26 protein-coding genes are annotated in these 25,851 nt (G+C 74.9%); 11 read left to right on the top strand and 15 right to left on the bottom strand.

The genetic code is table 11. The annotated features are described in order from the left end of the window. Nucleotides 1–69 precede the first annotated feature (69 nt). Entirely contained in the window at nucleotides 70–459 is a 390-nt protein-coding gene (locus tag F1615_RS14145) for a hypothetical protein (RefSeq protein ID WP_149549323.1), read from the bottom strand. Nucleotides 460–605: 146 nt separating this feature from the next. On the opposite strand from F1615_RS14145, the gene F1615_RS14140 reads away from it, so the two are divergent. Next, a complete protein-coding gene (locus F1615_RS14140) occupies nucleotides 606–1,367 on the top strand; it encodes a hypothetical protein (protein ID WP_149549322.1) in 762 nt (253 codons plus the stop codon). Nucleotides 1,368–1,382: 15 nt separating this feature from the next. On the opposite strand, the gene F1615_RS37090 is transcribed toward F1615_RS14140, so the two are convergent. The 9 genes from F1615_RS37090 to F1615_RS14100 all read right to left on the bottom strand — a co-directional run bounded on the left by F1615_RS37090 (nucleotide 1,383) and on the right by F1615_RS14100 (nucleotide 8,836). Further along, entirely contained in the window at nucleotides 1,383–1,553 is a 171-nt protein-coding gene (locus F1615_RS37090) for a hypothetical protein (RefSeq protein WP_167533746.1), read from the bottom strand. Between the two features lie 124 nt (nucleotides 1,554–1,677). Then, nucleotides 1,678–2,016, bottom strand: coding sequence for a hypothetical protein (locus F1615_RS37085; RefSeq protein ID WP_149549321.1), 339 nt, complete (start codon nucleotides 2,014–2,016; stop codon nucleotides 1,678–1,680). Then, nucleotides 2,013–3,038, bottom strand: coding sequence for a hydroxyacid dehydrogenase (locus F1615_RS14130; protein WP_149549320.1), 1,026 nt, complete (start codon nucleotides 3,036–3,038; stop codon nucleotides 2,013–2,015). The genes F1615_RS37085 and F1615_RS14130 overlap by 4 nt, the downstream gene beginning before the upstream one ends. Nucleotides 3,039–3,444: 406 nt before the next feature. Then, nucleotides 3,445–4,257: a transferase gene (locus F1615_RS14125; RefSeq protein ID WP_149549319.1), complete on the bottom strand. Its 813-nt coding sequence runs from the start codon at nucleotides 4,255–4,257 to the stop codon at nucleotides 3,445–3,447. Further along, entirely contained in the window at nucleotides 4,254–5,519 is a 1,266-nt protein-coding gene (locus tag F1615_RS14120; RefSeq protein WP_149549318.1) for a glycosyltransferase family 4 protein, read from the bottom strand. Before F1615_RS14120 ends, F1615_RS14125 begins: the two co-directional genes overlap by 4 nt. Before the next feature lie 74 nt (nucleotides 5,520–5,593). Continuing rightward, nucleotides 5,594–5,995 (bottom strand): AraC family ligand binding domain-containing protein, encoded by a 402-nt coding sequence (locus tag F1615_RS14115; RefSeq protein WP_149549317.1) that lies wholly within the window; start codon nucleotides 5,993–5,995, stop codon nucleotides 5,594–5,596. 72 nt (nucleotides 5,996–6,067) lie between these two features. Next, on the bottom strand, nucleotides 6,068–7,051 hold the full coding sequence (locus F1615_RS14110; protein ID WP_149549316.1) for an alpha/beta fold hydrolase: 984 nt from the start codon (nucleotides 7,049–7,051) through the stop codon (nucleotides 6,068–6,070). Between the two features lie 136 nt (nucleotides 7,052–7,187). Further along, nucleotides 7,188–7,715 (bottom strand): MarR family winged helix-turn-helix transcriptional regulator, encoded by a 528-nt coding sequence (locus F1615_RS14105; RefSeq protein ID WP_149549315.1) that lies wholly within the window; start codon nucleotides 7,713–7,715, stop codon nucleotides 7,188–7,190. 32 nt (nucleotides 7,716–7,747) lie between these two features. Further along, nucleotides 7,748–8,836 carry a PP2C family protein-serine/threonine phosphatase gene (locus F1615_RS14100; protein WP_149549314.1) on the bottom strand — a complete coding sequence of 363 codons (1,089 nt, stop codon included), beginning with the start codon at nucleotides 8,834–8,836 and terminating at the stop codon, nucleotides 7,748–7,750. 269 nt (nucleotides 8,837–9,105) lie between these two features. Here F1615_RS14100 and F1615_RS14095 point away from each other — a divergent pair, with 269 nt between their 5' ends. Beyond that, nucleotides 9,106–9,621 (top strand): hypothetical protein, encoded by a 516-nt coding sequence (locus F1615_RS14095; RefSeq protein WP_149549313.1) that lies wholly within the window; start codon nucleotides 9,106–9,108, stop codon nucleotides 9,619–9,621. 56 nt (nucleotides 9,622–9,677) lie between these two features. Here the strand turns inward: F1615_RS14095 and pgm are convergent, their stop codons facing one another. Together pgm and F1615_RS14085 are read right to left on the bottom strand one after the other, a co-directional pair. Further along, nucleotides 9,678–11,318 (bottom strand): phosphoglucomutase (alpha-D-glucose-1,6-bisphosphate-dependent), encoded by a 1,641-nt coding sequence (pgm, locus tag F1615_RS14090; RefSeq protein ID WP_149549312.1) that lies wholly within the window; start codon nucleotides 11,316–11,318, stop codon nucleotides 9,678–9,680. A 103-nt stretch (nucleotides 11,319–11,421) separates the two neighbouring features. Beyond that, a complete protein-coding gene (locus tag F1615_RS14085) occupies nucleotides 11,422–11,850 on the bottom strand; it encodes a hypothetical protein (protein ID WP_149549311.1) in 429 nt (142 codons plus the stop codon). Nucleotides 11,851–12,222: 372 nt separating this feature from the next. Here F1615_RS14085 and F1615_RS35610 point away from each other — a divergent pair, with 372 nt between their 5' ends. From F1615_RS35610 to F1615_RS14065, 5 genes are all read left to right on the top strand, one after another. After that, the gene (locus F1615_RS35610) at nucleotides 12,223–12,375 is read left to right on the top strand and encodes a hypothetical protein (protein ID WP_167533744.1); all 153 of its coding nucleotides are present in this window, start codon (nucleotides 12,223–12,225) and stop codon (nucleotides 12,373–12,375) included. Nucleotides 12,376–12,445: 70 nt separating this feature from the next. Then, nucleotides 12,446–12,868 carry an ATP-binding protein gene (locus tag F1615_RS14080; protein WP_149549310.1) on the top strand — a complete coding sequence of 141 codons (423 nt, stop codon included), beginning with the start codon at nucleotides 12,446–12,448 and terminating at the stop codon, nucleotides 12,866–12,868. Between the two features lie 75 nt (nucleotides 12,869–12,943). Further along, nucleotides 12,944–13,624 carry an adenosylcobinamide amidohydrolase gene (locus F1615_RS14075; RefSeq protein ID WP_149549309.1) on the top strand — a complete coding sequence of 227 codons (681 nt, stop codon included), beginning with the start codon at nucleotides 12,944–12,946 and terminating at the stop codon, nucleotides 13,622–13,624. Between the two features lie 293 nt (nucleotides 13,625–13,917). Beyond that, entirely contained in the window at nucleotides 13,918–15,501 is a 1,584-nt protein-coding gene (locus F1615_RS14070; protein ID WP_149549308.1) for a SpoIIE family protein phosphatase, read from the top strand. Next, nucleotides 15,498–16,580 (top strand): cobalamin B12-binding domain-containing protein, encoded by a 1,083-nt coding sequence (locus F1615_RS14065; RefSeq protein WP_149549556.1) that lies wholly within the window; start codon nucleotides 15,498–15,500, stop codon nucleotides 16,578–16,580. Before F1615_RS14070 ends, F1615_RS14065 begins: the two co-directional genes overlap by 4 nt. Nucleotides 16,581–16,935: 355 nt before the next feature. Here the strand turns inward: F1615_RS14065 and F1615_RS14060 are convergent, their stop codons facing one another. From F1615_RS14060 to F1615_RS14050, 3 genes are read right to left on the bottom strand one after another with little or no spacing between them, the layout of a single operon-like run. Then, nucleotides 16,936–18,501, bottom strand: a complete 1,566-nt coding sequence (locus tag F1615_RS14060) for an FAD-dependent oxidoreductase (RefSeq protein WP_149549307.1) — start codon at nucleotides 18,499–18,501, stop codon at nucleotides 16,936–16,938. Then, nucleotides 18,498–19,238, bottom strand: a complete 741-nt coding sequence (locus tag F1615_RS14055; RefSeq protein ID WP_149549306.1) for a class I SAM-dependent methyltransferase — start codon at nucleotides 19,236–19,238, stop codon at nucleotides 18,498–18,500. Before F1615_RS14055 ends, F1615_RS14060 begins: the two co-directional genes overlap by 4 nt. Before the next feature lie 48 nt (nucleotides 19,239–19,286). After that, complete coding sequence (locus tag F1615_RS14050) at nucleotides 19,287–20,480, bottom strand: lycopene cyclase family protein (RefSeq protein WP_149549305.1); 1,194 nt, start codon at nucleotides 20,478–20,480, stop codon at nucleotides 19,287–19,289. Nucleotides 20,481–20,723: 243 nt separating this feature from the next. Between F1615_RS14050 and F1615_RS14045 the strand changes: the two genes are divergently transcribed. Genes F1615_RS14045 through F1615_RS14030 form a run of 4 tightly spaced genes read left to right on the top strand, consistent with a single transcriptional unit; the run spans nucleotide 20,724 to nucleotide 25,559 of the window. Continuing rightward, nucleotides 20,724–22,031 (top strand): polyprenyl synthetase family protein, encoded by a 1,308-nt coding sequence (locus tag F1615_RS14045; protein WP_149549304.1) that lies wholly within the window; start codon nucleotides 20,724–20,726, stop codon nucleotides 22,029–22,031. Then, complete coding sequence (locus F1615_RS14040; RefSeq protein WP_149549303.1) at nucleotides 22,028–23,557, top strand: phytoene desaturase; 1,530 nt, start codon at nucleotides 22,028–22,030, stop codon at nucleotides 23,555–23,557. The genes F1615_RS14045 and F1615_RS14040 overlap by 4 nt, the downstream gene beginning before the upstream one ends. Further along, nucleotides 23,554–24,555, top strand: a complete 1,002-nt coding sequence (locus tag F1615_RS14035; protein WP_149549302.1) for a phytoene/squalene synthase family protein — start codon at nucleotides 23,554–23,556, stop codon at nucleotides 24,553–24,555. The genes F1615_RS14040 and F1615_RS14035 overlap by 4 nt, the downstream gene beginning before the upstream one ends. After that, complete coding sequence (locus tag F1615_RS14030) at nucleotides 24,552–25,559, top strand: DUF5914 domain-containing protein (RefSeq protein WP_149549301.1); 1,008 nt, start codon at nucleotides 24,552–24,554, stop codon at nucleotides 25,557–25,559. Before F1615_RS14035 ends, F1615_RS14030 begins: the two co-directional genes overlap by 4 nt. Nucleotides 25,560–25,851: the final 292 nt, after the last annotated feature.

Here is a 25,851-nt window from a genome sequence, read left to right as displayed (position 1 = left end):
GTTCCTCCGGGTTGCCGCCGTGGACCTCGATCTGCGACAGCTGGGCGGCGTTCCAGCCGGTGTCGGCGCTCACCCGGACACGGATGTGGCGCACGTCCCGGGCCGTGAAGTCCACGGTGACGGTGCTGCCGCCGTCGGGATCGAACCGGTGGGGGCGGAAGGGAAGAGGCTGGTGACGGAGGAGCCGTCGGTGCTCCCCTCGACGGCGAGGGTCTGGGTGCGGGCCTCCCAGGTGGTGGGCGGCTTGAGCGCGACCTGATCGGCCTCCACGGAGCCGCCCGGGTCGACGCGGACCGACTGCGGGGACGCCCCGGCGGGCCCTTCCCGGTAGCTCAGTCGGCGTCCGCCGGTGATGTTCGCGGCGGGATGGCCGGCGTGGGAACCGCCGGCCGTGACGCTCTTGCCGAGCACCGGATCGGGGCCGCGGACCACTGTGCCTGCGGCGGTTGTCAATGGCATGCGCACAACGTCCTTGTCGGGGCGCCGGCCTCCCCGGCACCGCGGACGGACGTCAACCGGGGCCGCACAGAAGAAACGGTCAACCGCATGCGGCCGTACCATGGCTGGCCACCAGGGGAACCAACGGCCAGAAAAGAGACACCGTCATGTCCGAGAACTCGACCACCGCCACGGACCTCGCGTCGCAGTACACCGCTCAGGTCGCCGACGACCTCGAGCGCAACGTCAAGGAGCAGGAGCGGGTCACCGCGGAGATCGCCGCGCTGCAGGAGCAGTTGACCGTGCTTCGGCACGACCACGCGATCCTGGTGAACATGCAGCAGGCGCTGGGACTCGTCCCGGCGCCCGCCGAGCCCGCGGGCGCGCCCGACAGCGCGGACGCCACCGGGGCCGGGGCGGCGCCCGGCGGTGCGACCGTCCCGGCACCGCGCGGCAGGAGCGGTGCCAAGTCGGGCACGGACAAGCCGAAGCGGGCGAAGAAGGCGGCCGCGCGCACCGCGCCCGGCAAGCAGACGCGCAAGCCGTCCGCGGCGAAGGCGGAGCGGCCCGCGGCGCGGGCGGCCAAGGCATCGGACACCAAGGCGCGGGAGACCACGGCGCAGGAAGCACAGGAAACCAAGGCGCAGGAAAGCAAGGCACGGACGGCCGGGGCGGACGGGCCCAAGCTGGTGGAACTCGTCCGCCGGCATCTGAGCGAGCAGAGCGAGCCGCGTTCGGCCGCGGAGGTGGCGGGTGCGCTCACGGAGGCGCACCCGGAGCGCACCATCAAGACCACGGTGGTGCGCAGCACTCTGGAGGGTCTCGTCGCCCGCAACCAGGTCCAGCGCACCAAGCAGGGCTCGTCGGTCTTCTACACCCCCTCCGACGCCGCCGAGCAGGCGCCGAAGGTGGACGGCGACGGGTCCTGACGCCGCCTCACCTGCTCACCGCTCCGTGTGAGGCACCTCCACGGGCTCGAAGGTGATCCGGGTGCGGGCCCTGCCGCCGGCCCAGACGACCTCGACCGCCCCGCCGTCCACCAGCACGTGCTCGACGGCCTCCGGCAGGGGCGCGGTGTCGGGGTCCTCGGTGAGCGGCGCCGGGGCGACATGCACGGAGGTGCGCGGCTTCCGGTGAGACGCGGCACCCGGGCCCAGGTGGTCCAGGCCGTTCCCCGAGGGGCGCGGACGAGCACCGGGGACGGTTCGTCCCAGCCGTGCGCCCTGTACAGGGCGGACGTCAGGGACTCCTCGGGGCCGGTGGCCCAGCCGGTGTGGGTGACACGGGATCCCGCGGGCGCCCCCACCACCCGGTGCGCCCGCAGTTCGTACCGGCCGCGCGCCAGGTGACGCTCTCCACCCGCAGGCCCGGCACCATCGGCGGGCCTCCGGCGAACACGGGCCGGTGCCACGAGGCGGCCCGGCCCCAGCCGTCGCCCAGCAGGGCGCAGCGGGGGGTGCTCCAGCGCCGGGCCGCGGCGAGGAGTCCGTCCGCGACGGCCTCCGAGCGGGCGCGGGTGCAGCCGGTGCGGGGGCTGACGCCGAGGTCGTCGGCGGGCGGTTCGAACGGGATGCTCATGCCAGGTAGGCCAGCCTTTCGCGTCGGACGGGGTGGAGGAAGCCCTCGCCGGAGGCCCAGCGCGCGATCTCGGCGAGGGCCAGATCGGCCAGCCGGCGCCATTCGTTGCCCTGGGAGCCCGCGAGATGAGGGGTGAGCAGGACGTTGTCGCACTGCCACAACGGGTGTGAGGACGGCAGGACGTCGGGGTCGGTCACGTCGAGCACGGCGCGGATGCGGCCGGCCAGCAGCGCGTCGGTGAGAGCCTCCTGGTCGAGCACCGCGCCGCGCGCCGTGTTGATCAGTACGGCGTCGGGGCGCATGGCGTCGATCAGCTCACGGCCGACCAGCCCGCGGGTCTCGGGCAGCAGCGGAGTGTGCACGCTCACGGTGTCGCTGCGCCGGAACAGCTCCGCCGGACCGACCCGCTCCACGCCCAGTTCCCGGGCCCCGCCGTCGTCGACGAACGGATCGTGCAGCAGTACCTCGACGTCGTGCGGGCGCAGCAGGTCGATGACCCGGCGGCCGATGAGGGACGCCGACAGGATGCCGACCGTGCGGTGGTGGTTGCCGACCGTGCGGGGGGTGCGCAGCCAGTCCGGCTCGGTGCGCGAGGCACGGTACTCGCGCGCGGAATCCAGCACGCGTTTGCCGGTGAGCAGGATCATCGCGAGGGTGTACTCGGCGACCGGCACGGCGTTGGCCGCGGCGGCCGAGGACACCTCGATGCCGCGATCCCAGCAGGCGTCGGTGACGTGGCCGCGTACGCTGCCCGCGGTGTGCACGACGGCCCGCAGCCGGGGCGCCGCCCGCAGCACGTCCGCGTCGAGGGGCGGGCAGCCCCAGCCGGTGACCAGCAGGTCGACGTCGGCGAGCGCGGCGCGGGCCCGGGGCGTGGTCAGGTCGTCCAGCGCCGGGAGCGGGGCGAGGTCGCACAGCGCGGCGAGCGCGGCCAGGGAATCGGTGTCGAGGACGGCCGCGGCGGTGTCCGGGGACATGGCCAGTGCGGCGCGGGGGCGGGGACCGGGCGTGGACGCGGTCATGGCGGCGGGGACCTCCTGGTGCGTGCGGGGCCGCTTCACTGCGCCGGCGGTCGGACCGCGTGCCGGAGGCGCTGGAGGCGGGGAGGGGCGGCGGTACGGCGGGCAGTGACCCCATGATGACCACGGGGCGGTACCCGGGCGGGAGCGACGCGAAGCCGTCCCACGCGTACGGGCCGAAACCCGGCGGAAGGTCGACGGGTACCGGCTGGTGGTGCCGCTCGCGAGGCAGGCCCGCCGGGGGCGGGGCGGGAGTCCTGCCGCGCGATGCACTCGGCCGGCGGCCGTCCTTGGTGCGCGCCCCGGGCATCATGACCGCGGACGGCCGTCCCGTGTGCCTCCGGCATCCGAGGGAGCGGGCACGCCGGCTCGGGCCACGTGACACAACCGACAGGGCCGTCCGGGCCGTTCAGCCGCCGGCCGTCACCTCGACGGCGAGGTCGTTGTCGACGGTGTAGTGAGGGCGCAGGACGGATCCCCCGACGGTGACCCGCGGATACACGAAGACCCCCTTGCGGTCCGCCAGGTCGTCGAGGAGGCGGCAGACCCTGATCAGTGGGGCGTCGGCGGCGGGGCGGAGGAAGACGCCCCAGACCCGGGCGCCGCCGTCCTCGGCCACGAGTTCCCCGAAGGCGACGGTGAAGGAGAAACCGCCCCCGGCCCGCCGCACCGGGAAGCCGCGCACCGTGTCCTTGTCACCGCGCAGCCGCAGCACCCCCGCGGCCCCTTCGGAGAGCACGGCGCCGTGCAGGCGCGCGTGGACCGTCATCGTGCCGTCGGCGATGTCGACGCGGCTCGCCTCGGGGTGGGCGGTGCGCAGCCAGGCCCGTACCGCGAGGAACCCGTCGGTGGTGGCGTACGGCACCCTGACGGCCAGCGGCGACGGCCGGTCGCGCAGGCCGCCGTCGACGAGCGCGCGGACGTCCCGCAGGCCGGGGCGCAGCCGCTCGCGTTCGGCGTCGGGCCCGCGCAGCAGATACACGTCCCAGCGGCCCTCCGCGAGCGGGGGTGCCGGTTCCAGCACGGCGCGGACCTCGCCGTCGGAACCGGCGGGCTCGAGGGTGAGCGTGCGGCTCTCCTGCTCGGGGCGGCCCTTGGCGTGGCGCCGTGCCAGCAGCAGCCGCGCCCGCGTGGGCGACGGGAGCCGCAGCCGGAAGGTGATCCGGCCGTCGGCGTCGGCGGTGCAGTCGGTGCGCGGGTCCACGGCGCTCTCGGTGCTCATCGGCGTCCCTTCCGTACGGTGCGCAGCGCGCTGGTGGCGGCGGCGCGGGCGAGGTCACGGGCGGCGTGGCCCCCGGTGCGCAGGGTGTGCGCGAGCCCGCTGTGCGCGGGTGCGCCGCGGCCGCCGCCGCTCCTGGCTTCGACGGCCTCCCGGAAGAGGGCTTCGGCCCGGGCGACGACCGGTGCGGGGGCGAACCGGCGCGCGTTGCCGAGGGCCGCCCCGCCCATGCGGCGGCGCCGCCCGTCGTCGCGGACCAGGCCGAGGAGGGCGGCGCCGAAGGCCGCGGTGTCCCCGGCCGGCACCAGCCGGCCGTCCTCGCCGTCCTTGATGATCTCGCCGGGTCCGTAGGGGCAGTCGGTGCTCACCACGGGCAGTCCGCAGCGCATGGCCTCGACGATGGTCATGCCGAACGGCTCGAAGTCGGAGGCGGAGACGCCGATGGAGCCCTTGACCCACTCGGCTTCCATGGGGGTCGCCGCTCCCATGAGGAAGACGTTGTTCCACAGGCCGAGCGTCTCGATCCGGGTGCGCAGCCGGCCCTTCTCCTCCCCTCTGCCGTAGATGCGCAGCTGCCAGTCGGGGTGCTCGGCGACGACCCGGGCGAACGCGTCGATGATCAGGTCGTAGCGCTTGACCGGGACCAGCCGGCCGGCCGCGATCACGATCCTGCCGGAGCCGTCGGCCGCGGGCAGCGTGGGGTCGGGGACGCTGTTGGGGAGGGCTTCGACCCGCACACCGGGGAGCCGCATCTTGCGCCGGTAGGATTCCGCGTCCGCCTGCGTGACGGTGGTGATCAGGTCGAGCCGGCGGTAGGCGCGCCGCAGCACGGTGCGCAGCCCGGCGTGGTGGTTGTCGAGGGTGAGGTGTTCCTGGCCGACGCGTATCACGCGGTCCGGGGCCTGGAGGGCGAGGTGCACGTTGAGGCCCGGCCGGGTGCCGACGACGACGTCGGCGTCGATCGCCTCCAGGTACGCGCCGATCCGCCGGTCCGTCAGTTCGCTGTACTGGCCGTGGCGGTACTCGGCGGCGGGGAACACCTTGGCCGGTCTGCCGTGCAGGGGGTGGTCCTTCTCGTGCCGCAGATCCACCAGCGCCCGCAGCCGCACCCGGGGGTGCGGGGTGAGGCTGGGACGCTCCCGGTTCCGTAACACCGAGACGATCTCCACGTCATGCCGTTCGGCCAGCGCGCCGGCCAGGTTGAACGTGGTGGCGACCGTGCCTCCGATCGCATAGGCGTTGTGGATCAGGAATGAGATCTTCATGGCGGACTAGACCGCACGGAGCGTTCAGGCGTTGTCCGTTGTTATCACTCTGTGGCCGTGGCGGACACATGTGTTCAACTGCCGGGCCTCCGGCTCTGGATCGTCATGCCGGGGCGGCGGCGGTGCACGGTGAGGTAGGTCAGCCCCTCGGCACCGGCGGCGAGGCTCCGGGTGGAGCCGTGCGGGAGCCAGGTCAGGGAGCCGGCGGGGAGGGGGTGGGGGCCGTCGGGGGCGGTGAGGGTGCCGTGGCCGGCGAGGACGAGCAGGAGGACGTCGAGGTCGGGCTCGCGGTGGGTGTCGACCCGGTGCCCGGGCGGGAGGCGTACGACGTTGGCGTCGAGCTGCCGGCCGGACTCCGCGAGCCGCCACAGGGCGCCGGCGGACGCGTCGTCGACGGCGGCCAGCGCGGCCGTGTCGCACAGGATCCGCGGGAGCGGGACGTCATCCCCCGCAGTGCCGCCGGTCTCTGACGTCATGAGTGTCACCGTCCCCTGCGCGTGGACGCGCCGGCCGTCCGCGGTCGCTTTCCAAATGGGAATCTAACATGCCTATTTGGGCAGCGCGGTGAGCCAGTCCGTGAGGATGCGACCGGTCTCGGCGGGGCGTTCCTGCTGGAGCCAGTGGCCGCAGCCCTCGAGGATGTGGGAGGACACCAGTCCGGGGAGCGTGACGGGGAAGGCGCCGATCGCGTCGGCCATCCAGGTGGTGGACGCGTCGAGTGCGCCGCCGATGAACAGGGACGGCTGGGTGACGGGCGCGCCGTCGAGGCCGGCGAGGTCCTCCCAGTCACGGTCCATGGTGCGGTAACGGGCCAGCGCCCCGCTCATCCCGGTGCGTTCGAACTCCCCGGCGAAGACGTCGAGGTCCGTCTCGTTCAGCCAGGCGGGGAGCCCGCCGGTGGGGAACCGGTCGCGGAGCGTTCCACCCGGGCTGACGAAGTGGGGCAGGGGCGCGCCGGGTGCGGGCATCGTGTCGGCGGACAGCGCCGCGTACAACCCGGCGAGCCAGCCGCGTACGTCTGGCTCGATCTCGGCCTCGGCGCGGCCGGGTTCCTGGAAGTAGGAGACGTAGAACTCCTCGTCACCGCCCATCGAGGCGAAGACGGTGCTCGGCCTCGGGCCGCCGCGCGGTGCGTACGGGACGCTGAGCATGGCCACCGCGCGGAAGACGTCCGGGCGGATCAGTGCCGCGTTGGCCGCGACGGCCGATCCCCAGTCGTGGCCGACGACGACGGCGGTCCGCTCGCCCAGGGCGTGCACCACCGCGGCGGCGTCCGCCACGAGTTCCCGCATGCGGTAGGCCTCCGGTGCGGCCGGCCGGGAGGAGCGGCCGTAGCCGCGCACGTCGATTGCCGCCGCCCGGTAGCCGGCCGCCGCCAGGACAGGCAGCTGGTGGCGCCAGGAGTACCAGGACTCGGGGAATCCGTGGACGAGCAGCACCAGGGGGCCGCTGCCCTGCTCCACCACGTGGGTCCGGCCTGCGGGCGAGGGGACGAGCCGGTGCGTGAGATCGTTCGCCGGGTGTTGTGACATACGCGCTCCAGGGTGGTCCGGGGTCTCCGGGCTCTCCCGTCCGCACGGCGCCGGAGACCGTCCGTCGAGCATGGCCGCGGCGGCCCCGTCGGGACGAGTGATGTTGCCGGTCCGGCAAATAAGAGGGCGCGGCCGCTCACCTGCCGTGGGCGCCGGATCCTTCCACCGCCCAGCCGAGCGGGTACGGTTCCGGTTCGCCGGCGGGTGGCTCGCCGCCGGCCTCGTTGAAGGCGGTGAGCGCGTTGACCAGGGCCGCGCGCTGTCGCGGGGCCAGCCGCTCGACGATCGCCGCGATGTCGGTCCGGCGGCGCGCGGTGACCTCCTCGACCGTGCGGCGGCCCTCGTCGGTGAGCCGCAGCAGCGTCTCCCTGCGGTTGGCGGGGTTGGTCTGCCGGTCGGCGAGCCCGGCCGCTATCAGCCGGTCGACCATGCGCATCGCGGTGGACGGGGCGACGTGGAGCAGGTCGGCGAGCGCGACCAGCTTGGTGGCACCGCGGGTGGAGAGCACCATCAGCATCCGGAACTGCGGCAGCGTCACCCGTTCCTCGACGGCGGCGAGGGACTGCGCGGAGACGGCCACCAGCAGCCGTGAGGCGGTCAGCACCGCGCGGGTGACCGCCTCGACGTCGTCCATGGTCCCGTCGGGGGCCTCACGCTCCGGCATGTGTTCTTTGTACCTCTCCCGGGCCCGCCCACTCATCCGGTGGACGCGGGTCCGGGGTCCTGGTGCCGGTGGTAGCGGAGCAGGAGCATCGCGGCGTCGTCACCGGGCGGCCCTCCCGTGTGCCGGACCAGGTCCTGGCGCAGGGCCTCCAGGGCGCGGTGCGCGTCGGGTTCCTTCAGCAGGTGCGTGCGCTCGCCCAGCGGGTAGAAGCGCCCCTCCCGGTCGCGGGCCTCGGTGACGCCGTCGGTGTAGAGCAGCAGTTGCTCCCCCGGGGCGAACGCCACCCGGTAGGGCTCCGGCCCGTCGGCCCCGGGCGCGGACAGCCCCAGCGGCAGCGCGAACTCCGGCGGCTCCGGGAAGTCGGTGCTGCCGTCGCGGCGTACGAGCATGGGGGCCGGGTGACCGTAGTTGAGGAGGGTGACCTCCTGGTCGGAGCCGATCTCCGCGAGGACGGCGGTGACGAACCGTTCGCCCTCCAGCTCCCGGGCCACGCTGCGCTCCACCCGCTCGCCCAGCCCGACCAGGTCGGGCTCGTCGTAGGCGGCCTCCCGGAACGCGCCGAGCACCACGGCGGCCGTCTCCACCGCGGCCAGGCCCTTGCCCTGCACGTCGCCGAGGATGACGCGGACGCCGTGCGGCGAGGCCACCACCTCGTAGAGATCGCCGCCGATGCGGGCCTGTGCGACGGCGGACGTGTACGACACGGCCGCCTGAAGGGGGCCGGCGGTCAGCGGCACCGGCCGCAGCAGCACCCGCTGGGCGACCTCGGCGATCGACCGCACGCTCGCCAGCTCCGCCTCCCGGCGCGACCGGGCCACGGCGGCCGCGATGCCGACGCCGGTCACTCCGGCCACCGACGCCATGGCGGTGTAGCCGCGGGGCTTCACGAAAAGCCCGTTGTACAGACCCAGGCCGACGCAGAGCAGCAGTGCCAGCGCGCCGATCACCGCGGTGCGGCGCCAGCCGCCGGCCAGTCCGGCGAAGGCCGGCCCGAGGGACACCAGCGGCAGCAGACCGATCCCCGGGCCCGCCATGACGTCGACGACCGCGATCACCGCCATCACGGCCATGGGTGTCCAGGCCAGGATCCTCGGGCCCGATGGCGGTTCGTCGTCGGTCATCTTCCTGCTCCAGCGGTGTCGGGGGCACGCGAGGGCCGCCCCTGCCCTCCGCGGACGCCCCTCCCCGATCTTTAGACTATGCAAAGGTCGGGCAGGGGTCGTGTCCCCCGCAGCGGACCTTTATCCAATCGAGTCCCCGTGAATCAGGTGTGAACTGCGGCCCGGCCCCCTGTCGTTCCGTTTTTGCGCTGTGCAATGATCCTGGCGGGACCCCGGCGAGTCGGCCGAGAGGCCGTCGCGGGCTCCCGCACACGAGAGGAAGAACCCACGTGACCGCGCAGAGCCCGGACGCCGGCGGACCGCCGGACGAGCACGACGGTGCGCCGCCCGTGCCCGAGGACGTCTGGCAGCGGTTCCTCACCGACACCGAGCACGCCATCAGGGCCACCGCCCCCAAGGAGCCCTCCGCGCGCCAGCGGACCTCCGGCGCACGGCCTGAGCCCTTCGCCCGGCCCGATGCGCCGCGGACGGACGCCGGGGCCGCGTCGGTCGGTGATCTGTGGCGTCCCGACGATCCGTGGGAGGGTCCGTCCTGGCGTGACATGGACCGCCGCGCCAGACTGCGCCGCGTCGGACGCGTGGCGGGTACGGCGGCCGCGATCGCGCTGGCCCTCGGCGCGTGGTCGCAGTTGTCCACCGGGGCGGGCACCCCGGTGGAGGGGCCCGGCGGCGACAGCGTCCTGCAGCAGTCGGAGGTGGCTCCGGCGGACCTGCCCACGGCGACGTCCGAGCCGCCCGGGCCCGCCTCGCCGATCCCCTCCGGCCCCGCCGTCCAGGCCGGCTGAGGCGTCCCGGCCGTCCTGCCGGACGACCGGGACGTTCCCGTGCGCGGCGGAGCGGCTCAGCCGCCCAGTGCCGCGAGGACCACGGACCGGGCCTCCTCCTGCACCCGGTGGAGGTGGCCGGGTCCCTGGAAGGACTCGGCGTAGATCTTGTAGACGTCCTCGGTCCCGGAGGGACGGGCGGCGAACCAGGCGCTGTCCGTGGTCACCTTGATGCCCCCGATGGGCGCGCCGTTGCCCGGCGCCTCGGTGAGCACCGAGGTGACCGCCTCGCCGGCCAGGGTGTCGGCGGTGACCTGGGCCGGGGAGAGCTTCGACAGGCGGGCCTTCTCCTCGCGGGTGGCCGGGGCGTCGATGCGCTCGTAGGCGGGCTCGCCGAAGCGGGCGGTGAGCGCGGCGTAGTGCTCGGAGGGCGTCTTCCCGGTGACGGCCGTGATCTCGGAGGCGAGGAGCGCCAGGATGATGCCGTCCTTGTCGGTGGTCCACACCGAGCCGTCCCGGCGCAGGAAGGAGGCGCCGGCGGACTCCTCACCGCCGAAGCCGAGGGTCCCGTCGGCGAGTCCGTCCACGAACCACTTGAACCCGACGGGGACCTCGACCAGTTCGCGCTTCAGGTCGGCGGCGACCCGGTCGATCATCGCGGAGGACACCAGTGTCTTGCCGATCCCGGCCCCCGGCGGCCACTGCTCGCGGTGCGCGTAGAGGTAGCCGATCGCCGTGGCGAGGTAGTGGTTGGGGTTCATCAGCCCGGCGTCCGGGGTGACGATGCCGTGCCGGTCGGCGTCCGCGTCGTTGCCGGTGGCGATGTCGAAGCGGTCGCGCTGCCGGATGAGGGACGCCATGGCGTGCGGCGAGGAGCAGTCCATCCGGATCCTGCCGTCCCAGTCCAGCGTCATGAACCGCCAGGTGGGGTCGGTGAGCGGGTTGACCACGGTGAGGTCGAGCCGGTGCTGTTCGGCGATCCGGCCCCAGTAGGCGACGGACGCCCCGCCCAGCGGGTCGGCGCCGATCCGCACGCCGGCCGCGCGGATCGCGTCCAGGTCCAGCACCTGCGGCAGGTCCGCGACGTAGGTGCCGAGGAAGTCGTACCGGCCGGTTCCGGGTGCGGCGAGGGCGCGGGCGTACGGCATGCGGCGGACGTCCTTGAGGCCGCCGCGAATGAGGTCGTTGGCCCGGTCCTGGATCCATCCGGTCGCGTCCGAGCCCGCCGGGCCACCGCTCGGCGGGTTGTACTTGAACCCGCCGTCACCGGGCGGATTGTGGGACGGGGTGACGACGACACCGTCCGCGAGGCCCGTGGTGCGGCCCCGGTTGTGGGTGAGGATGGCGTGCGAGACCGCCGGGGTCGGGGTGTAGCCGTCCGCGCTGTCGATGAGCACCGTGACCCCGTTGGCCGCGAACACCTCCAGGGCGGTGACCCGGGCGGGCTCGGACAGCGCGTGGGTGTCGGCACCGAGGAAGAGCGGGCCGTCGGTCCCCCGGCCGGCGCGGTACTCGCAGATGGCCTGGCTGGTCGCGGCGATGTGGTCCTCGTTGAACGCGGCCGTCAGAGACGAACCGCGGTGTCCCGACGTCCCGAACGTGACGCGCTGCCCCGGATCATCGAGGTCCGGGTGCAGTGCGTAGTACGCCGTGACCAGCCGAGCGACGTCGACGAGATCCTCGGGGCCGGCCGGGCCGCCCGCTCGCTCGTGCTGCATGTGCCCACTCCTCCGCATGGGTTGATTCTTCGCTTGCGGAGACATCTTTGCCCGTCGGGGCCGAACCGCGCGAGTGGGCCCGGCGCCGCCCGGCCGCCCGGGGTCAGATCCGTCCGCCGGTCATCCTCGTGAGGGGGCCGTGGGTGTGGCGTTCCGCGCGACGGCCCACCGCGTACGAGGCGGCGGTCAGCGCGGTCAGGCCGGCCGCGGCACCGGCGGCGACGAGCCGGCGGTTGGCGATGACCGTCCAGGCCGTCTTGGCGCCGGCCGCGACCTGTCCCGAGGTGGCGACGACCGCGCGGCGGCCCGCCTCGACGCCCTTGGCGGCGGTCTGCGCGGCGCCGCTCGCCGCCTGGGCCGCGCGCCCGGCACCCGACGCGGCCGCTGACGTCGCGTCACCCGCCTTGCCTGCGGCACCGCGAGCCGCGTCCCCGGTGGAAGCGGTCGCCTTGTCCGTGGCCTCCCGGGCCTTGGCCGCGGCGGTACGGGTGGACGTGGTCTTCCGGTTCGCGTTCTTGTTCTCTTCGCTCATGGACACCGCATTGCCGCAGACTCCCGCGCCAAACACGCCCCATCAGGCGGCCCGGCCCCCGGCGCCGGGGGCCGGCCGGTCGGCGCTTCCGCTCCGTGCCCGGCCGGGCGCGGCGGTCGGCGCTTCCGTCCGCCGGCTGCGAGCGGGGACAGTGGGAGGGGCCCCGGCGGGCCCGGCAGCCGTCCGGGCGGACGCAGTCGGTGGTGGTCGTCGGGCGACCCGGGAAGGGGGTGTGGACGTGCGGCCCGGGAGCCGAGGGGTACGAGCCGTCGAGATGAGACCTGACCCCCCGCCCGCAGGGCTGAGTCCGCCCGCCGGGGGTAGGCGGAGTAGGGCAGGCACCAGAGCGGACATCCGCGGAAAGGAGCACCCATGCCGAGCATGGTGGAGCGCATCAAACAGTTCGCCAGGAGCCCTCAGGGGCGGCGTACGGCCGAGCAGGTGCGGCGGGCCGCCGCCGATCCCCGGCGCCGGGGCCAGGCACAGCGTCTGCTGGGCAAACTCCGCGGCGGTGGCCACCGTTGAGCCCCGGCACTCCCCCGCGCGCGGCCCGGCGACCGGCCGGGCCGCGCGACCGTGACCAGGAAGGACCACCATGACCGGATCGTCGGTCCGCGCAGTGGGCTGGGCGCGCTCGCTGCCGCTGGACAGCGAGGTGAAGGCGGCCCGGGACTGGGCACGCGGGCATCTCGACGCGGTGGGCTGGACCACCACCGCCCCCGAAACGGTGGACGCCGTGCTGCTGACCGTGTCGGAGCTGGTCACCAACGCCCACCGGCACGCCCACAGCAGCGCACAGTTGATCATGACCTGGGACCAGCAGTGTCTGCACATCTCGGTGCACGACACCTCGGCCGCCCTGCCGGCACCCCGGGGGCCGAGCACCGAACGCCTCGGCGGGCGCGGCATGCTCCTGGTGGACGCCCTGGCCGACGAGTGGGAGGCCCACCCCTGCCCCCACGGCAAGACCGTCACCGCCTGCTTCCGCGGGCCCCGGCCGGAGAAGCCGCGGGACTGAACGGCCCTCGTGCGGGAGGGGGCGGTCGCGCGGCCGTAGGATCGGCCGGTCCGAGCCTGCAAGGAGCCCCGCCCGGTGACCGCCGTCCTCCCGCCGCCCCGTACCTCCCCCCAGCTGCCGCCTCCGCGGGCCCTGACCCGGGTCGAGGGCGGTGAACGGCTGCACGCGCTGCTCTGGGTGGCGGGTCCCGGCCGGAGGATGATCAGCAGTGCGGTGCTCGGCGGGGGCATCGGCGAGCGGGCCTGGGTGCTCAACGCCCAGGTGGCCCACGGCTACCGGCGCACCGACCCGGACCGGCACCTCGCGGGCCTCGCCGCCGCCGCGGGCGCGCGGGGGCCGGGAGTGGGGCTGATGACGGCGGCGGACGTGTCGGCGTACGCCCACGCGCACGACGAGGGCGCGGACGCCTTCGTCACGGCCGGCATCGACGTGCGCGGCTGGGCCGCCGTGCCCGGCGCGGGCACGGGCGGGCCGCAGGCGCCGGGCACGATCAACATCGTCGCCGCCGTGCCGGTCCCGCTGAGCGACGCGGCCCTGGTCAACGCGGTGGCCACGGTCACGGAGGCGAAGGTGCAGGCTCTCGTGGGGGCGGGCCACGACTGTTCCGGGACTCCCACCGACGCGGTGTGCGTGATTTCCCACATTCCGGGCCCCGGCGAGAGGGAATACGCCTTCGCCGGGCCCCGCTCCCTGTGGGGAGCGCGACTGGCCCGTGCCGTCCACGGCGCCGTCCGCGCGGCCGTACCGGCGGCATGAGTACCGCACCCGTCCGCACGGCGCCGGTACCCGGGCCGGCGGCACGTGCGGGGATGGGACTCGTGCCTCGGGGTACGCAGCCGACCAGTGGGCACGGCGTCGTCGCCCGGCCCGGTTGCTTTCGCAGGTAAGGATGGGAGACCGTGACAGTTGAGTCCAGTCCCCCCGGCAGAGAGGTGGTGGGGTGCGCGCGACGCGTGCCTGCGCTTGTGATTCCTTCCCGCGGCTCACCCGCCCGACCGCGTGACACGGACATCCGTGTCGGTCCGACCTGGAAGGACGCTCCCTGCCCGGTGCTCGTTCTGGACGCGAACGGCACGCTCGTGGACCTGAACCCGCCGGCCCGTCCGATGATGACGGACCGCCGCGACTCGGGCACCGCACGGGACATGGTGCCGTCCTGGCTGGCGGCCGCGCACCTGCGCCTCACCGACGAGACCGGCGTCACGCCGGAGGGCCCGTCGGCCGCCGGGGAGATCGGTGACCGGTTCTTCGAGGCGTATCCCAGCCCGGCGGACGGGGGCGTCGCATGGTGGCTCGTCGACGGTACCGGCCGCCGTCGGGCGGAAGCATCCCTGCGGAGGGCCCGGCAGCAGGCGGAGGTCCGCGCCATGGTCTTCAGCACCCTGTTGTCGTCACTCAATGTGCCGCGCTGCGCGGAGGTCGCGGCACGGCTGGCGGCGGAACACCTCGCCGACGCCGCGCTGATCGTCCTGCCGCCCGTCGGGCGCCGCTGCACCGTGACCCATGCCCTGCGTGGCGAGCCCGTCGTGCCCACGTCGCTTCAACTCGATCCACGCGGCGTTCCGGGGCTGGTCGAGGCCCTCCAGGGGTTCCCGCCCGTGCCCGCGCGCTGGATCGACCCCGCGGCCCTTCCCGAGTGGGCCGTCCCGGCGGGCTTCGGCGGGCCGGTCGGTTCCGCCCTCGTCACGTCGCTTCCCGGCCACGGCGTGTCCGCCGGTGCGCTGATCCTGCTCCGCTCCAGTCCGGAAGGCACGTTCACCCAGGACGAGGAGGCGTTCGCCCGGCTCTTCGCCGCACGCGCGGGTGCCGCGCTGTCGGCCGCACACCTGTACAGCGAGCAGAGTGCGATCACCACCACGCTCATGCGGGACCTGCTGCCGCCGACACTGGAGAGCATCCACGGGGTGGAATACGCGGGCCGCTACCGCGCCGCCAGCGACCACGAGCGGATCGGTGGTGACTTCTACGACGTCCACCCCGGATGCGATGCTTCTCGGGAGACCTTCGTGGTGCTGGGCGACGTGGCCGGCAAAGGGCTGGAAGCCGCGGTCCTGACCGGGAAGATCCGCAACACGCTGCACGCGCTGCTGCCGCTGGCGTCCGACCACGAGCAGGTCCTCACCCTGCTCAACGGGGCGCTGCTCAGCTCGCACCACACTCGCTTCGCCACCCTGGTGCTGGCATCCGTCCGGCGGGAGGCGCGCCAGGTGCGTCTCCGGCTGACCAGCGCCGGGCACATGCCGCCGCTCATCGTCCGGGCCGACGGCCGCGTCGAAGAGGCGGCCACCCACGGCACCCTCGTCGGAGCGCTGCCCTCGCTCACGGTGCAGTCGGCCGAGGAAGTGCTCGCGCCCGGGGAGACCTGCCTGCTGTACACCGACGGCATCACGGAGGCCCGCGGCGGACCGCTGGGTGACGAACTGTTCGGGGAAGACCGACTGCGGCAGGCGTTGGTGGAGTGCGCCGGTATGCCGGGGGAGGCGATCGTGGAGCGGGTGCAGATGCTGGCCGCACAGTGGCTGAGGTCCGGCGGCCACGACGACATGGCCACCCTGGCCATCAGCGCGCCGCGCACGGCCCCGCCGGTGGGGGCGCACCCCAGCGCGGGCGGACATCCGGGGAGGACGGACTGAACGGGACCCGCCCGCCGGCCGATGTCCTGCGCGACAGGCTCTGGCGGGCGGTGCTCGAGGGCAGCGAGTACGACGCCGTCGACGTGGTGCGTACGGGGCTCGGCGCGGGCTGGGACGAGGAGGGCCTGCTGCTCGACGTCGTCGCGGCGGTGCAGGAGAAGATCGGTGTCGAATGGGCCGCCGACCGGATCACTGTCGCCCAGGAACATGCCGCCACGTCCATCAACGAGCGCGTGATCGCCGCTCTCGCCCACGGTCCCGCGGCCGGCAGACCCGTACCCCCGTACCGCGGCCGGGTGACGGTCACCTGCGTCGACGGCGAATGGCACGCCTTCCCGGCCCGGCTCGTCGCGGAGGTGCTGCGGCTGCGGGGCTGGCAGGTGGACTATCTGGGCGCCCAGACGCCGACGCCCCATCTCGTCGCCCACCAGCATCACACCAACTCCGACGCCGTCCTGCTCTCGGGGTCGATCCCCACGCATCTCCCGGCGGCGCACGCGGCCATCACCGCCTGCCAGGCGGTCGGGGTGCCCGTGTTGGCCGGCGGCAGGGCCTTCGGTGCGGACGGCCGGTTCGCGCGGGCACTGGGCGCCGACGCGTGGGCCCCGGACGCCCGCGGCGCGGCCGCCGTGCTGGAGGCCGGTCTGCCGCGTCACCCGGCGGTCCGGCAGGTGGTCGACGACCTTCCGCACCTGGCGGACCAGGAGTACACGAGGGTGGTCCAGTCCCGCAGCCGCCTGATCAGGCAGGTGCTGGCGGGCCTGGAGAATCGTGTTCCCGCGACGCGCGGGTACAACGACGCGCAGCGGGAGCGGACCGCGGAGGATCTGGTCCACATCCTCGACTTCCTGGCCACCGCGCTGTACATGGACGACGCCGAGGTGTTCACCGGATTCCTGGAATGGACCTCCCAGGTGCTCGCGGCGCGCGGTGTTCCGGTACACACCCTGGTGACGGGACTCGACATTCTCGCGGAGCAGTTGCACGACTTCCCCCGGGGCCTGCGTCTGGTCCGCGAGGGAGTGGCCTGTCTCCGCGGCCCGGCGGCCGATGCCGTGGTTCCCGGCACCCCTGTATGAGCGCGCCCCACCACCCCCGGCGTGCATCCCGCCGTCGCCGTCGTGGCGGCGCACCTCGGTGGGCCGGAGCCGCCGCGTGCCGTGCGGCTGGACTTCCGCGAGCCGCAGGGCGTCGACCCGCTGGGCCTGGCCGCGCTGCTCCTGCTCCTGCTCCTGCTCCTGCTCCTGCTCCTGCTCCTGCTCCACCGTCACACCAGTGCCGCGGGCGCGCTCCTGTTCCTGGACAACCGGCCGCAGATCCTCGAACGCCTCCTGCGGCAGACCAACGTCCTCGACCACCTCACCGGGCGGGGGCCGGCCTGCCGGCATCCGGCGACTGACGCCGGACCCCGGCCGGCGGGCGGCCGGTGCTCCGTCAGCCCGACCGACGCCGCCCCAGTCCGGCCAGGCCGCGCAGCAGTGGCCCGCGTCCCCTTTCGGGCACGGTCCACAAGGTCTGTCCGCGCACGCCCCAGCGCTCCAGCAGGGCGTTGGCGGCGAGGAAGCCGGTCGTCGCCGCGCGTTCCATGAGGGCCACGGGCAGGCCGGTGCGCACCAGGTCGCCCGCCACCACCAGCCCGGGGTCCGGCGTGCGTACCGTCGGCCGGTCCTCGTACCCCCCGACGGGGAACAGGGGGCAGTCGGACCGCCACAGGTGTTGGGCGTCGACGATCGTGGCGTGGGCCGTCTCCGGGTAGACGCGGCGCAACTGGTCGATCAGCCGCTTCTGCTCGGTCTCCGGTGAGTCCCCGGGATGCCGCGCGTACGCGTGGAGTTCGACCACGGACCCTCCGGTACGGGCGGCCCACCGGGCCGCTTCGTCCTCGTAGCGGTCCAGCACACTGATGTTGTCGAGGCCCTCGTATCCGCTCGTGCCCAGGAACGCCGGCCGGCCGGGGGCGACGGGCCGGTCCAGCCACAGGCGGGTGACCAGGAACGGCGGGGCGTTGCGCAGGCGTGCGACCCGTTCCCGCCACGCCTCGTCGCCCAGCCTGCCGGAGCGGGCGACGAGGGAACGCAGTCCCGCGGCGTCGAGGGCGAGGACGACGGTGTCGTGACGCCGCTCCGCCTCGGCGGTGGCGACCTCGAAGCCGCCGTCCCCGGTGGGGGCGATGTGCTCCACCGCCGTGCCGGTGCGGATGCCGGCGCGGTGCCCGCGCAGGTAGTCGGCCAGGGGTTCCCACAGAGCGGCCGGGAAGGGCGCGTCGGGCACGTCGAACAGCAGCCCCTCGGCGGAACCGAGGAAGTAGATGTGGAACATCAGGATCATCTCGGCCGCCGACAGCTGCCGGGGGTCGGCGAAGAAGCTGCGGGAGAACACCTCGAACGCCAGGTGGCGGGCGCTCTGCGGGAAGCGGACGGCGTCGAGGAAGTCGTGGGCGCTGACGCCGTCGAAGCGTTCGTACACCTCGGGCACGCGCACGTCGAGCAGCGGAAGGGCCGCGACCGGGTTCATGCGGCGCAGGTCGGCCGGGCGGAAGGACGGGCTGAGGGCGACGAAGCCGAGCGCACTCCACGGCGGGGTGCGCGGGACGTGGCGGAAGCTGTCGCGCAGACCGTCCCCGTGGTGCAGCGGGTAGTCGGCCAGGCCGGTGAGCCGCTCCAGTCCCGGATCGGTACGGCGCAACAGACCGCGCAGGTTGTAGTACTGACGGAAGAAAGCGTGGAATCCGCGGCTCATGGTCGCCGGGGTGCCGTCGGCCAGGGCGACCGGCCAGCCGCCGACCCGTCCGCCCAGGAAGGGTTCGCGCTCGTAGAGCGTCACGGCCACGCCGCGCTCGGCGAGCGCGGTCGCCGCCGCCAGTCCGGCGATCCCCCCGCCGACGACGGCGGTCGTCGGGCGGGCGCCCTCGATCCGGCGTGCCCCGGGCGGCGGCGCGAGCACGCGGGCGCGGCGGTCCCGGCCGTGCCGGGTGGCGTCGGGGCGGCCGAGGGGCGTCATGCCTCGGCCCCGTTCTCCGTGCGGGGCCTGCGGCCCACGATGGTGTGGGTGATGCCCGTCTGCCATCCCGGCAGGGGCAGGACGCGCACCGCGTCGAAGCCGGTCGCGCGCAGCCGGCCGGCGAACCGGTCCGCGGTGTCGAACTCCACGACGCTGCGGTGGAGATGGCGGTACAGCTCACCGTCACCGAGCACGCTGGCCACCGGCTGGACGACGCCGCGGCACACCGCGGTCCACACCGCGCGGTCCACGCGCCGTCCGCCGAGGGCGTATTCGTGCACGCCCAGTCTCCCGCCGGGGGCGAGCAGGTCGCGCACGGTGGTGAGCACGCCGTCGGGATCGGAGACGTTGCGGAAGAGATAGGCCGCGAACACCGCGTCGAACGGCCCCTCCACCCCGGCCCCGGCCAACCCCTCCGCCGCCGCCCGTACGAAGGTCACACCGTCCGGCCAGGGCTTGGCGGCGGCCCGTTCGAGCATGCCGGCGGAGGCGTCCACCGCGACGATCCGTGCGCCGGGCAGCGCCGCGGCGAGCGCGGCGGTCGACGCGCCGGTGCCGCAGCCGAGGTCCAGGACGCGCATGCCCTCGCCCCGCCGTGGCAGCCCCAGCCCCAGACGGCGGGCCGAGCGGCGCAGATGGGCGTGGTAGCCGGGGTTGGCGGCCACGAGGGCGTCGTAGCCGCGGGCCGCGTGGTCGAACGCGGTGGCGAGATCCTCGTCGCGCAGCAGCAGGGTCATACGGTCTCCTGGAGCAGAGGGGGTCCGGACGGGTGCGGGCGGCCCGGGTCAGGGGCCGTCGAAGGGGCGGCGGGGCAGGGTGGGCAGTTCCAGCGCCGAGCGGAGCATCGGGCCGATCGGGGCGTGCAGGCCGACGGCGAGGTCCTCGTGGAGCCGGGTACGGCCGTCGAGGAAGCGCAGCAGACGCCGCATCGGCACACGGGCGAAAAGGCGGGCGAACAGCGCGGGACCGTCGGCCCGTCCGCCGGCCAGGGCGCGCAGCAGCACGGCGTCCATGGCCCGGGACCGGGCCGAATGGGCGGGGGGCGGCACCGGGACGCGGCCGCGGTGCAGGGCAGTGGCGACGGCGCTCGTCTGACGCTGGATACCGGCGAAGGTGTAGCCGGTCGAGGGACGGGTGGCGCCGCCCGCGGCGCCGATGCGGAAGACGGACGCACCGACCCGGCGGGGCATAGGGGCGTCGGTCATCGGGATGACGCCCGTCTCGGTGGAGAGGATCCGCAGCGCACCCAGTCGGAGTACGTCCTCGGTGTAGTGCCGCATCGCCGCCTCGTAGCCGTCGGCGGTGAGCGGACGCGGGGAGAACTCGGTGTACTCCACCAGCGCCTCGCGGCGGCCGACGGGCAGGACGTATCCGAAGGACAGGCCGTCCGCCGGCTGGGGGGTGCGGAAGTCCATCAGATCCGCGGTCCGGGGGTCGAAGACCGGGCGGGCGGTGCGGACGAACCAGCCGTGGAAGTGCTGCAGCAGCGTGGTGCGGGCGGCCGGGAGGCTGCCCGGGGGACGTGAGTCGAACACCCAGCGGGTTCGCAGGAAGCGTGTCCGCCCGGCGGTGTCCCGCAGATGGACCAGGGCCCCGCCGGGCACGTCCTCCACGGTCTCGACGGCCGCCTCGAGCCGGCGCACGGCCATGCTGTCGGCGAGGTCGTGGGCGACCAGGTGCTCGAAGTCGTCGGACCGGATCATCTTGTAGCGCAGGGGCTCGATGTCCCCCTCGATCTCCCGGCCCGAGGGGGGACGTACCCGCAGGTGCCGCCAGGTCGCCGTGACGGCGGCGTCGAAGCGGCCCGCGCCCGCCTCCCAGAAGCACCACGTGCGGCGCGGCGGCCGCAGGGGGCCGGGCGGGGCGTCCACCAGCACGACCGACGGCGCCCGGGTTCCCGGCGCGGTCCGCGCCAGACGGTGGGCCAGGGACAGCCCGGCGGCACCCGCCCCGACGATCGCCACCTCGGCGTCCAGCACGACGGCACACTCCTCCCGATCCTGACGACCCGCACCTGGCCAGCATTCCTGTCTGTGTGCCCGATCGGATGCAGGTCACTCGAATGTGTGACGGACCGCCACCGGTGAGAAGGGGCGCTCAGGGGGAAGGCATGCGGCGGCAGTTCGTCGGACCAGTTCGCCCTCGTACTGCATCCGTGTGCGGTGCGCGAGCGGAAAGGGGTCGGGCACGGAACGATCGGCGTCAGGACGAGAGGAACCGGGATGGGGCGCACACAGACGGAGGATCACGACACGGCGGGGCCACGGCTCGTCGGGGGCCCGGTGTTGTCGGCACCGGGCCCGCCCGACGGCGCCTCGCCCGGCGTTCCGTACGACACCGAGCACATCGCCCTCCCGCCAGGGACCGAGGACGCGTCCGTCGTGGACCGGGACGTGGCGGGAGCGGTCGGCCGCGTGCTCGAGCACGTGCTGGCCGACCGGGTGGCCCGGGCGCGGGACGTGCACCCGCTGTTCGGCGACGACCTGGCCGGACGCGTCGCGCACTTCACCCGCGCGGGCGGCAAGCGCACCCGCTCGCGTTTCGTGTGGTGGGCGCTGCGCGCCTGCGGTGGCGGGGGCGCCGTCCCGGTCGCCGCGGCCCTGCGGATCGGTGCGGCACTCGAGCTCGTGCAGACCTGCGCGCTCGTCCACGACGACGTGATGGACGGCTCCGCGCTGCGCCGCGGGCGGCCCGCGCTGCACGTCGACGTCGCCGGCCAGTACGCGGACGCCGCACCGGGCGGGCGGGCCGGGCACCTCGGGGGCGGGGCCGCGATCCTCGCCGGCGACCTGGCGCTCGCCTGGGCGGACGACCTGCTGGCCGAGACCCCGCTGGAACGGCGCAGCGAACGGACGGTGCGCAGGCTGTGGAGCGACATGCGCACGGAGATGGTGGCCGGCCAGTACCTGGACCTGCACGGTCAGGCGACCGGGTCGCGGTCCCTGCCGCGCGCGCTGCGCGCCGCCCGCCTCAAGAGCGCCCTGTACTCGGTCGAGCGGCCGATCGCCCTCGGTGCCGCGCTGGCGGGTGCGGACGACGGCACCACGGCGGCCCTGTGCGCGGCCGGGCGCTGTGTGGGCACGGCGTTCCAGCTCCGTGACGACCTCAGCGACGTGTTCGGTGATCCCCGGACCACCGGCAAGCCGGCGGGTGGGGACATCAGCGAGGGCAAGCCGACGTGTCTGGTCGCCCTCGCCCACGCACGGGCCGAGGCCGCCGGCGACCGCCGGTCCTTGCGGGTGCTGGACCGTTCGCTCGGCCACGGCGCGCTCACCGAGGAAGGGCTCGAGGAGGTGCGGGAGGTTCTGACGAACACCGGGGCGCGGCGCACGGTGGAGGCGATGATCGACCGGCTGGTGGCCCAGGGGCTGCGGCATGTCGACGGTGCCCTCCTCGATCCGCACGGCGGGGAGCGGCTGCGGCTGCTGCTGGCCTCCGCGGCGGGTGAGGGACCCCCGCGGGACGCGCCCCCCTGCGGCAGCCGGCCGCGGCCGGTGCGGGCCGCCGGTGGCGAGGGGGCCGGCCGGTGAACCGCACCGTCGCGGGACGTACGGATCACGTCGTGGTCGTGGGCGCGGGACTGGCCGGGCTGTCCGCGGCCCTGCACCTGCTGGGCGCCGGCCGGCGCGTCACCGTCGTCGAACGGGACGCGCTGCCCGGCGGACGCGCCGGGCGCCTGGATCTCGACGGCTACCGGATCGACACCGGTCCCACGGTGCTGACCATGCCGGACCTGGCCGACGAGCCGTTCGCCGCCGTCGGGGACAGTCTGCGCGGGCGTGTGGAGCTCGTGCCGCTGCACCCGGCGTACCGGGCGGGTTTCGCCGACGGGAGCAGCCTCGACGTGCACACGGAAGCCGACGCGATGGCCGCGGAGGTCGAGCGGTTCGCCGGCTCCCGGGAGGCCGCGGGATACATGCGGCTGCGCGACTGGCTGGAACGGCTGTACCGGGCGCAGATGCGCCGTTTCATCGACGCCAACTTCGACTCCCCGCTGGGCCTGCTGAACGCCGACCTGGCCCGGCTGGCGGCGCTGGGCGGTTTCGGGCGGCTGGACGCGCGCATCGGGCGGTTCCTGCGGGACGAGCGGCTGCGCCGTGTCTTCTCCTTCCAGGCCCTGTACGCGGGCGTCCCGCCGGCCAGGGCCCTGGCCGCCTACGCCGTCATCGCCTACATGGACACCGTCGCCGGGGTGTACTTCCCGCGCGGCGGGATGCACGCGCTGCCGCGTGCCATGGCGGACGCCGCCGCCGACGCGGGCGCCGACCTGCGGTTCGGCCACGAGGTGAGCCGCCTGGAGCGCTCCGGCGACCGGATCACAGCCGTCATCACCGACCAGGGCCGGATCCCCTGCGACGCGGTCGTCCTGACCCCCGACCTTCCCGTCGCCTACCGGCTCCTGGGCCGCTCGCCACGGCGCCCCGTGCGGCTGCGGCACTCCCCGTCCGCGGTCGTGCTGCACCTCGGCACCGACCGGACCTGGCCGCAGCTCGCCCACCACACCATCTCCTTCGGTGCCGCCTGGCGCGGCACGTTCGGCGAACTCACCCGCGAAGGCCGGCTGATGAGCGATCCCTCGCTGCTCATCACGCGGCCCACCGCCACCGACCCGGACCTCGCCCCGCCGGGACGCCATCTGCACTACGTCCTCGCTCCGTGCCCCAACACCGACATCGGCCCGGACGCCGCCGCGTGGACGGACCTGGCCCCCCGCTACCGGGACGGTTTGCTGCGGGAGCTCGAGCGGCGCGGCCTGGCCGGCCTGGGGGCCGCCGTCGAGACGGAGTGCGTGGTCACGCCCGCGAGCTGGCACGCGCAGGGCCACGCGGCCGGTACTCCGTTCTCCGCGGCCCACACCTTCGCCCAGACGGGCCCGTTCCGGCCCCGCAACCTGGTCCGCGGCACCGAGAACGCCGTGCTGGCCGGCTGCGGCACCACCCCCGGCGTCGGCGTGCCGACCGTGCTGCTGTCCGGGAAGCTGGCCGCGGCACGGATCACCGGCGGTCCGGGACGGCCGCGTGTCCCCCTCACCGCGACGCAGGAGGCTTCCGCATGACCGACCGTGAACTGGACGCGGCGGGCGTCGGCGATCCGGCGCTGCGCGAGGCCTACCGCCGCTGCCGGGTGCTCAACGCCCGGCACGGCAGGACGTACTTCCTCGCCACCCGGCTGCTGCCCGTGGAGCGCCGCCCCGCCGTGCACGCCCTGTACGGCTTCGCCCGCTGGGCCGACGACATCGTCGACGCGCTCGGCACCGGCGCGGACACCACGCGCCGGGACGCCGAACTGTCCGCGCTCGAACGCGAACTGGACAAGGGTCTGCGGGACGGCGACAGTGCCGAACCGGTGGTGCGGGCCCTCGCCGACACGGCACGCCGCTACACCATCGACCACGCCCATTTCGCCGACTTCATGGCCGCCATGCGTGCCGACCTGGTGGTGACGGACTACGCCGACTACGCGGAGCTGCGCCGGTACATGCACGGCTCCGCCGCGGTCATCGGGCTGCAGATGCTGCCGGTCCTCGGCACGGTCGTCCCGCGCGCGGCGGCCGAGCCGCACGCGGCCGCGCTCGGGGTGGCGTTCCAGCTGACCAACTTCCTGCGCGACGTGGGCGAGGACCTCGACCGGGGACGCGTCTACCTGCCCGCGGACCTGCTCGCCGCGCACGGCGCCGACCGGGCGCTGCTCCGCTGGAGCCGGGACACGGGCCGCCGCGACCCGCGTGTCACCTCGGCGCTGAGGGAGTTCGAGGCACTGACCCGGGGCGTGTACCGGGAGGCCGCACCGGGGCTCGCGATGCTGGAACCGGTGTCCCGGCCGTGCATCCGTACGGCGTTCGTGCTGTACGGCGGCATCCTGGACGCCGTGGCCCGGGACGGCTGGTCGGTGCTGCACCACCGGGCGGTGGTCCCCCGCCGGCGGCGCGCCGTGGTCGCCGCCGACGGGCTCGCCCGGGTGGTCGCCGCCCGGCTGCGCGCCCGTGGCGGCGACGGGCCCCCGGACGTCCGTCAGCTCGATCCGTACCCGGCTGTTTCCGAGGGGGCCGCATGAACACCGGATCCACGGGCGGGCGCCGGCGTCTGCCGCTGTCCCTGCGCAGGCGTGCGGTGCCGTGGGACCGGCAGCGTCCCACCTGGCGCGAGGCGCGGCCGGCCGTCATCGCCGGGGCGCTCAAGCGGGCCCAGGCACGTCCGTCCGGCAACTGGTACGTCGTGGGCGCCTCCCGCGACCTGCGCGCCGGCCGTCCGCTGGCGCGGACCGTGGCGGGGCAGGAGGTGGTGCTCTGGCGGGACGCCGGGGGCCACCCGGTGGCAGGGCCCGGGATCTGCCCGCACCTGGGCGCGCCGCTGCGGGACAGTCCCGTCCGCTGCGGGACGCTGGTGTGCCACTGGCACGGACTGGCCCTGGACGGCGGTCCCTTCGCGGGGTGGGAGCCGTTCCCGGTGCACGACGACGGCGTGCTGCTGTGGATCCGCCTGGACGCGGTGGGCGGCGAACCGCCGCTGGACGCGCCGGTGGTCCCGGTGCGGCCGGACAGGGCCCTGACGGCCGTGTACACCGGGGTGGGCACCTGCGAACCCGAGGACGTCGTGGCCAACCGCCTCGATCCCTGGCACGGGGCCTGGTTCCACCCGTACTCGTTCGTCGACCTCACCGTGACCGGCGCGCCGGACGGCTCGGACGCGAGCGGGGACGCCTTCACCGTGGACGTGTCCTTCAAGGTGGCGGGTCGTCTGGTGGTGCCGGTGCGGGCCGAGTTCACCGCGCCCGAGCCGCGCACGGTCGTCATGCGCATCACGGAGGGCGAGGGGGCCGGCTCCGTGGTCGAGTCCCACGCCACGCCCCTGGGCACGGACCACCGGGGGCGGCCCCGTACGGCGGTCGTCGAAGCGGTGGTGGCCGGGTCCGACCGTCCGGGTTTCGCGCTGGCGCGCGGTGCGGCGCCCCTGCTGCGCCCGCTGGTACGGGCCGCCGCCGGCCGCCTGTGGCGCGACGACCTGGCCTACGCGGAACGCCGCTGGTCACTACGCTCCTCGGGTCGTTTCCCGGGCTGACCCGCCCGCCTCGGCCTCGGCCGGACCGGGCGGGCCCGCGACGCGCCGCGACCGGCCGCCGACGGGCCCGGTCCTGGCCGGGTAGACCACGGACGCGATCCGACCGGGCCGCACGTCCGGAGCAGCCCCACACGTCGTCGGCCGGTCACCCGGTCAGCGCTGAGTCGCACGCCGGCCCGAATCGACGCGGGACGTGGTCCGACCGCCGCCAGGCGGAGACGGGCCCCGGTCAGGACGGGTCCCGCGGTCCGGGGCCGGGGCGGAGGGGACGGAGGGGATGACCGCGGGCCGG

Source organism: Streptomyces marokkonensis, from assembly GCF_008312835.1.
In the GTDB taxonomy this organism is placed as follows: Bacteria; Actinomycetota; Actinomycetes; order Streptomycetales; family Streptomycetaceae; genus Streptomyces; species Streptomyces marokkonensis_A.
This window is presented reverse-complemented; position numbering and strand designations above follow the sequence as displayed.

What these genes read in the sequence shown, in the direction of transcription:
- F1615_RS14030 (WP_149549301.1), top strand. Translation starts at nt 24,552, where the DNA reads ATGAACACCGGATCCACGGGCGGGCGCCGGCGTCTGCCGCTGTCCCTG.
- pgm (WP_149549312.1), bottom strand. Translation starts at nt 11,318, where the DNA reads ATGCAGCACGAGCGAGCGGGCGGCCCGGCCGGCCCCGAGGATCTCGTC.
- F1615_RS14055 (WP_149549306.1), bottom strand. Translation starts at nt 19,238, where the DNA reads ATGACCCTGCTGCTGCGCGACGAGGATCTCGCCACCGCGTTCGACCAC.
- F1615_RS14035 (WP_149549302.1), top strand. Translation starts at nt 23,554, where the DNA reads ATGACCGACCGTGAACTGGACGCGGCGGGCGTCGGCGATCCGGCGCTG.
- F1615_RS14100 (WP_149549314.1), bottom strand. Translation starts at nt 8,836, where the DNA reads ATGACCGACGACGAACCGCCATCGGGCCCGAGGATCCTGGCCTGGACA.
- F1615_RS14105 (WP_149549315.1), bottom strand. Translation starts at nt 7,715, where the DNA reads ATGCCGGAGCGTGAGGCCCCCGACGGGACCATGGACGACGTCGAGGCG.
- F1615_RS14115 (WP_149549317.1), bottom strand. Translation starts at nt 5,995, where the DNA reads ATGACGTCAGAGACCGGCGGCACTGCGGGGGATGACGTCCCGCTCCCG.
- F1615_RS14060 (WP_149549307.1), bottom strand. Translation starts at nt 18,501, where the DNA reads ATGACGCCCCTCGGCCGCCCCGACGCCACCCGGCACGGCCGGGACCGC.
- F1615_RS37085 (WP_149549321.1), bottom strand. Translation starts at nt 2,016, where the DNA reads ATGAGCATCCCGTTCGAACCGCCCGCCGACGACCTCGGCGTCAGCCCC.
- F1615_RS14085 (WP_149549311.1), bottom strand. Translation starts at nt 11,850, where the DNA reads ATGAGCGAAGAGAACAAGAACGCGAACCGGAAGACCACGTCCACCCGT.
- F1615_RS14140 (WP_149549322.1), top strand. Translation starts at nt 606, where the DNA reads ATGTCCGAGAACTCGACCACCGCCACGGACCTCGCGTCGCAGTACACC.
- F1615_RS14125 (WP_149549319.1), bottom strand. Translation starts at nt 4,257, where the DNA reads ATGAGCACCGAGAGCGCCGTGGACCCGCGCACCGACTGCACCGCCGAC.
- F1615_RS14120 (WP_149549318.1), bottom strand. Translation starts at nt 5,519, where the DNA reads ATGAAGATCTCATTCCTGATCCACAACGCCTATGCGATCGGAGGCACG.
- F1615_RS14080 (WP_149549310.1), top strand. Translation starts at nt 12,446, where the DNA reads ATGACCGGATCGTCGGTCCGCGCAGTGGGCTGGGCGCGCTCGCTGCCG.
- F1615_RS14045 (WP_149549304.1), top strand. Translation starts at nt 20,724, where the DNA reads ATGGGGCGCACACAGACGGAGGATCACGACACGGCGGGGCCACGGCTC.
- F1615_RS35610 (WP_167533744.1), top strand. Translation starts at nt 12,223, where the DNA reads ATGCCGAGCATGGTGGAGCGCATCAAACAGTTCGCCAGGAGCCCTCAG.
- F1615_RS14145 (WP_149549323.1), bottom strand. Translation starts at nt 459, where the DNA reads ATGCCATTGACAACCGCCGCAGGCACAGTGGTCCGCGGCCCCGATCCG.
- F1615_RS14110 (WP_149549316.1), bottom strand. Translation starts at nt 7,051, where the DNA reads ATGTCACAACACCCGGCGAACGATCTCACGCACCGGCTCGTCCCCTCG.
- F1615_RS14130 (WP_149549320.1), bottom strand. Translation starts at nt 3,038, where the DNA reads ATGACCGCGTCCACGCCCGGTCCCCGCCCCCGCGCCGCACTGGCCATG.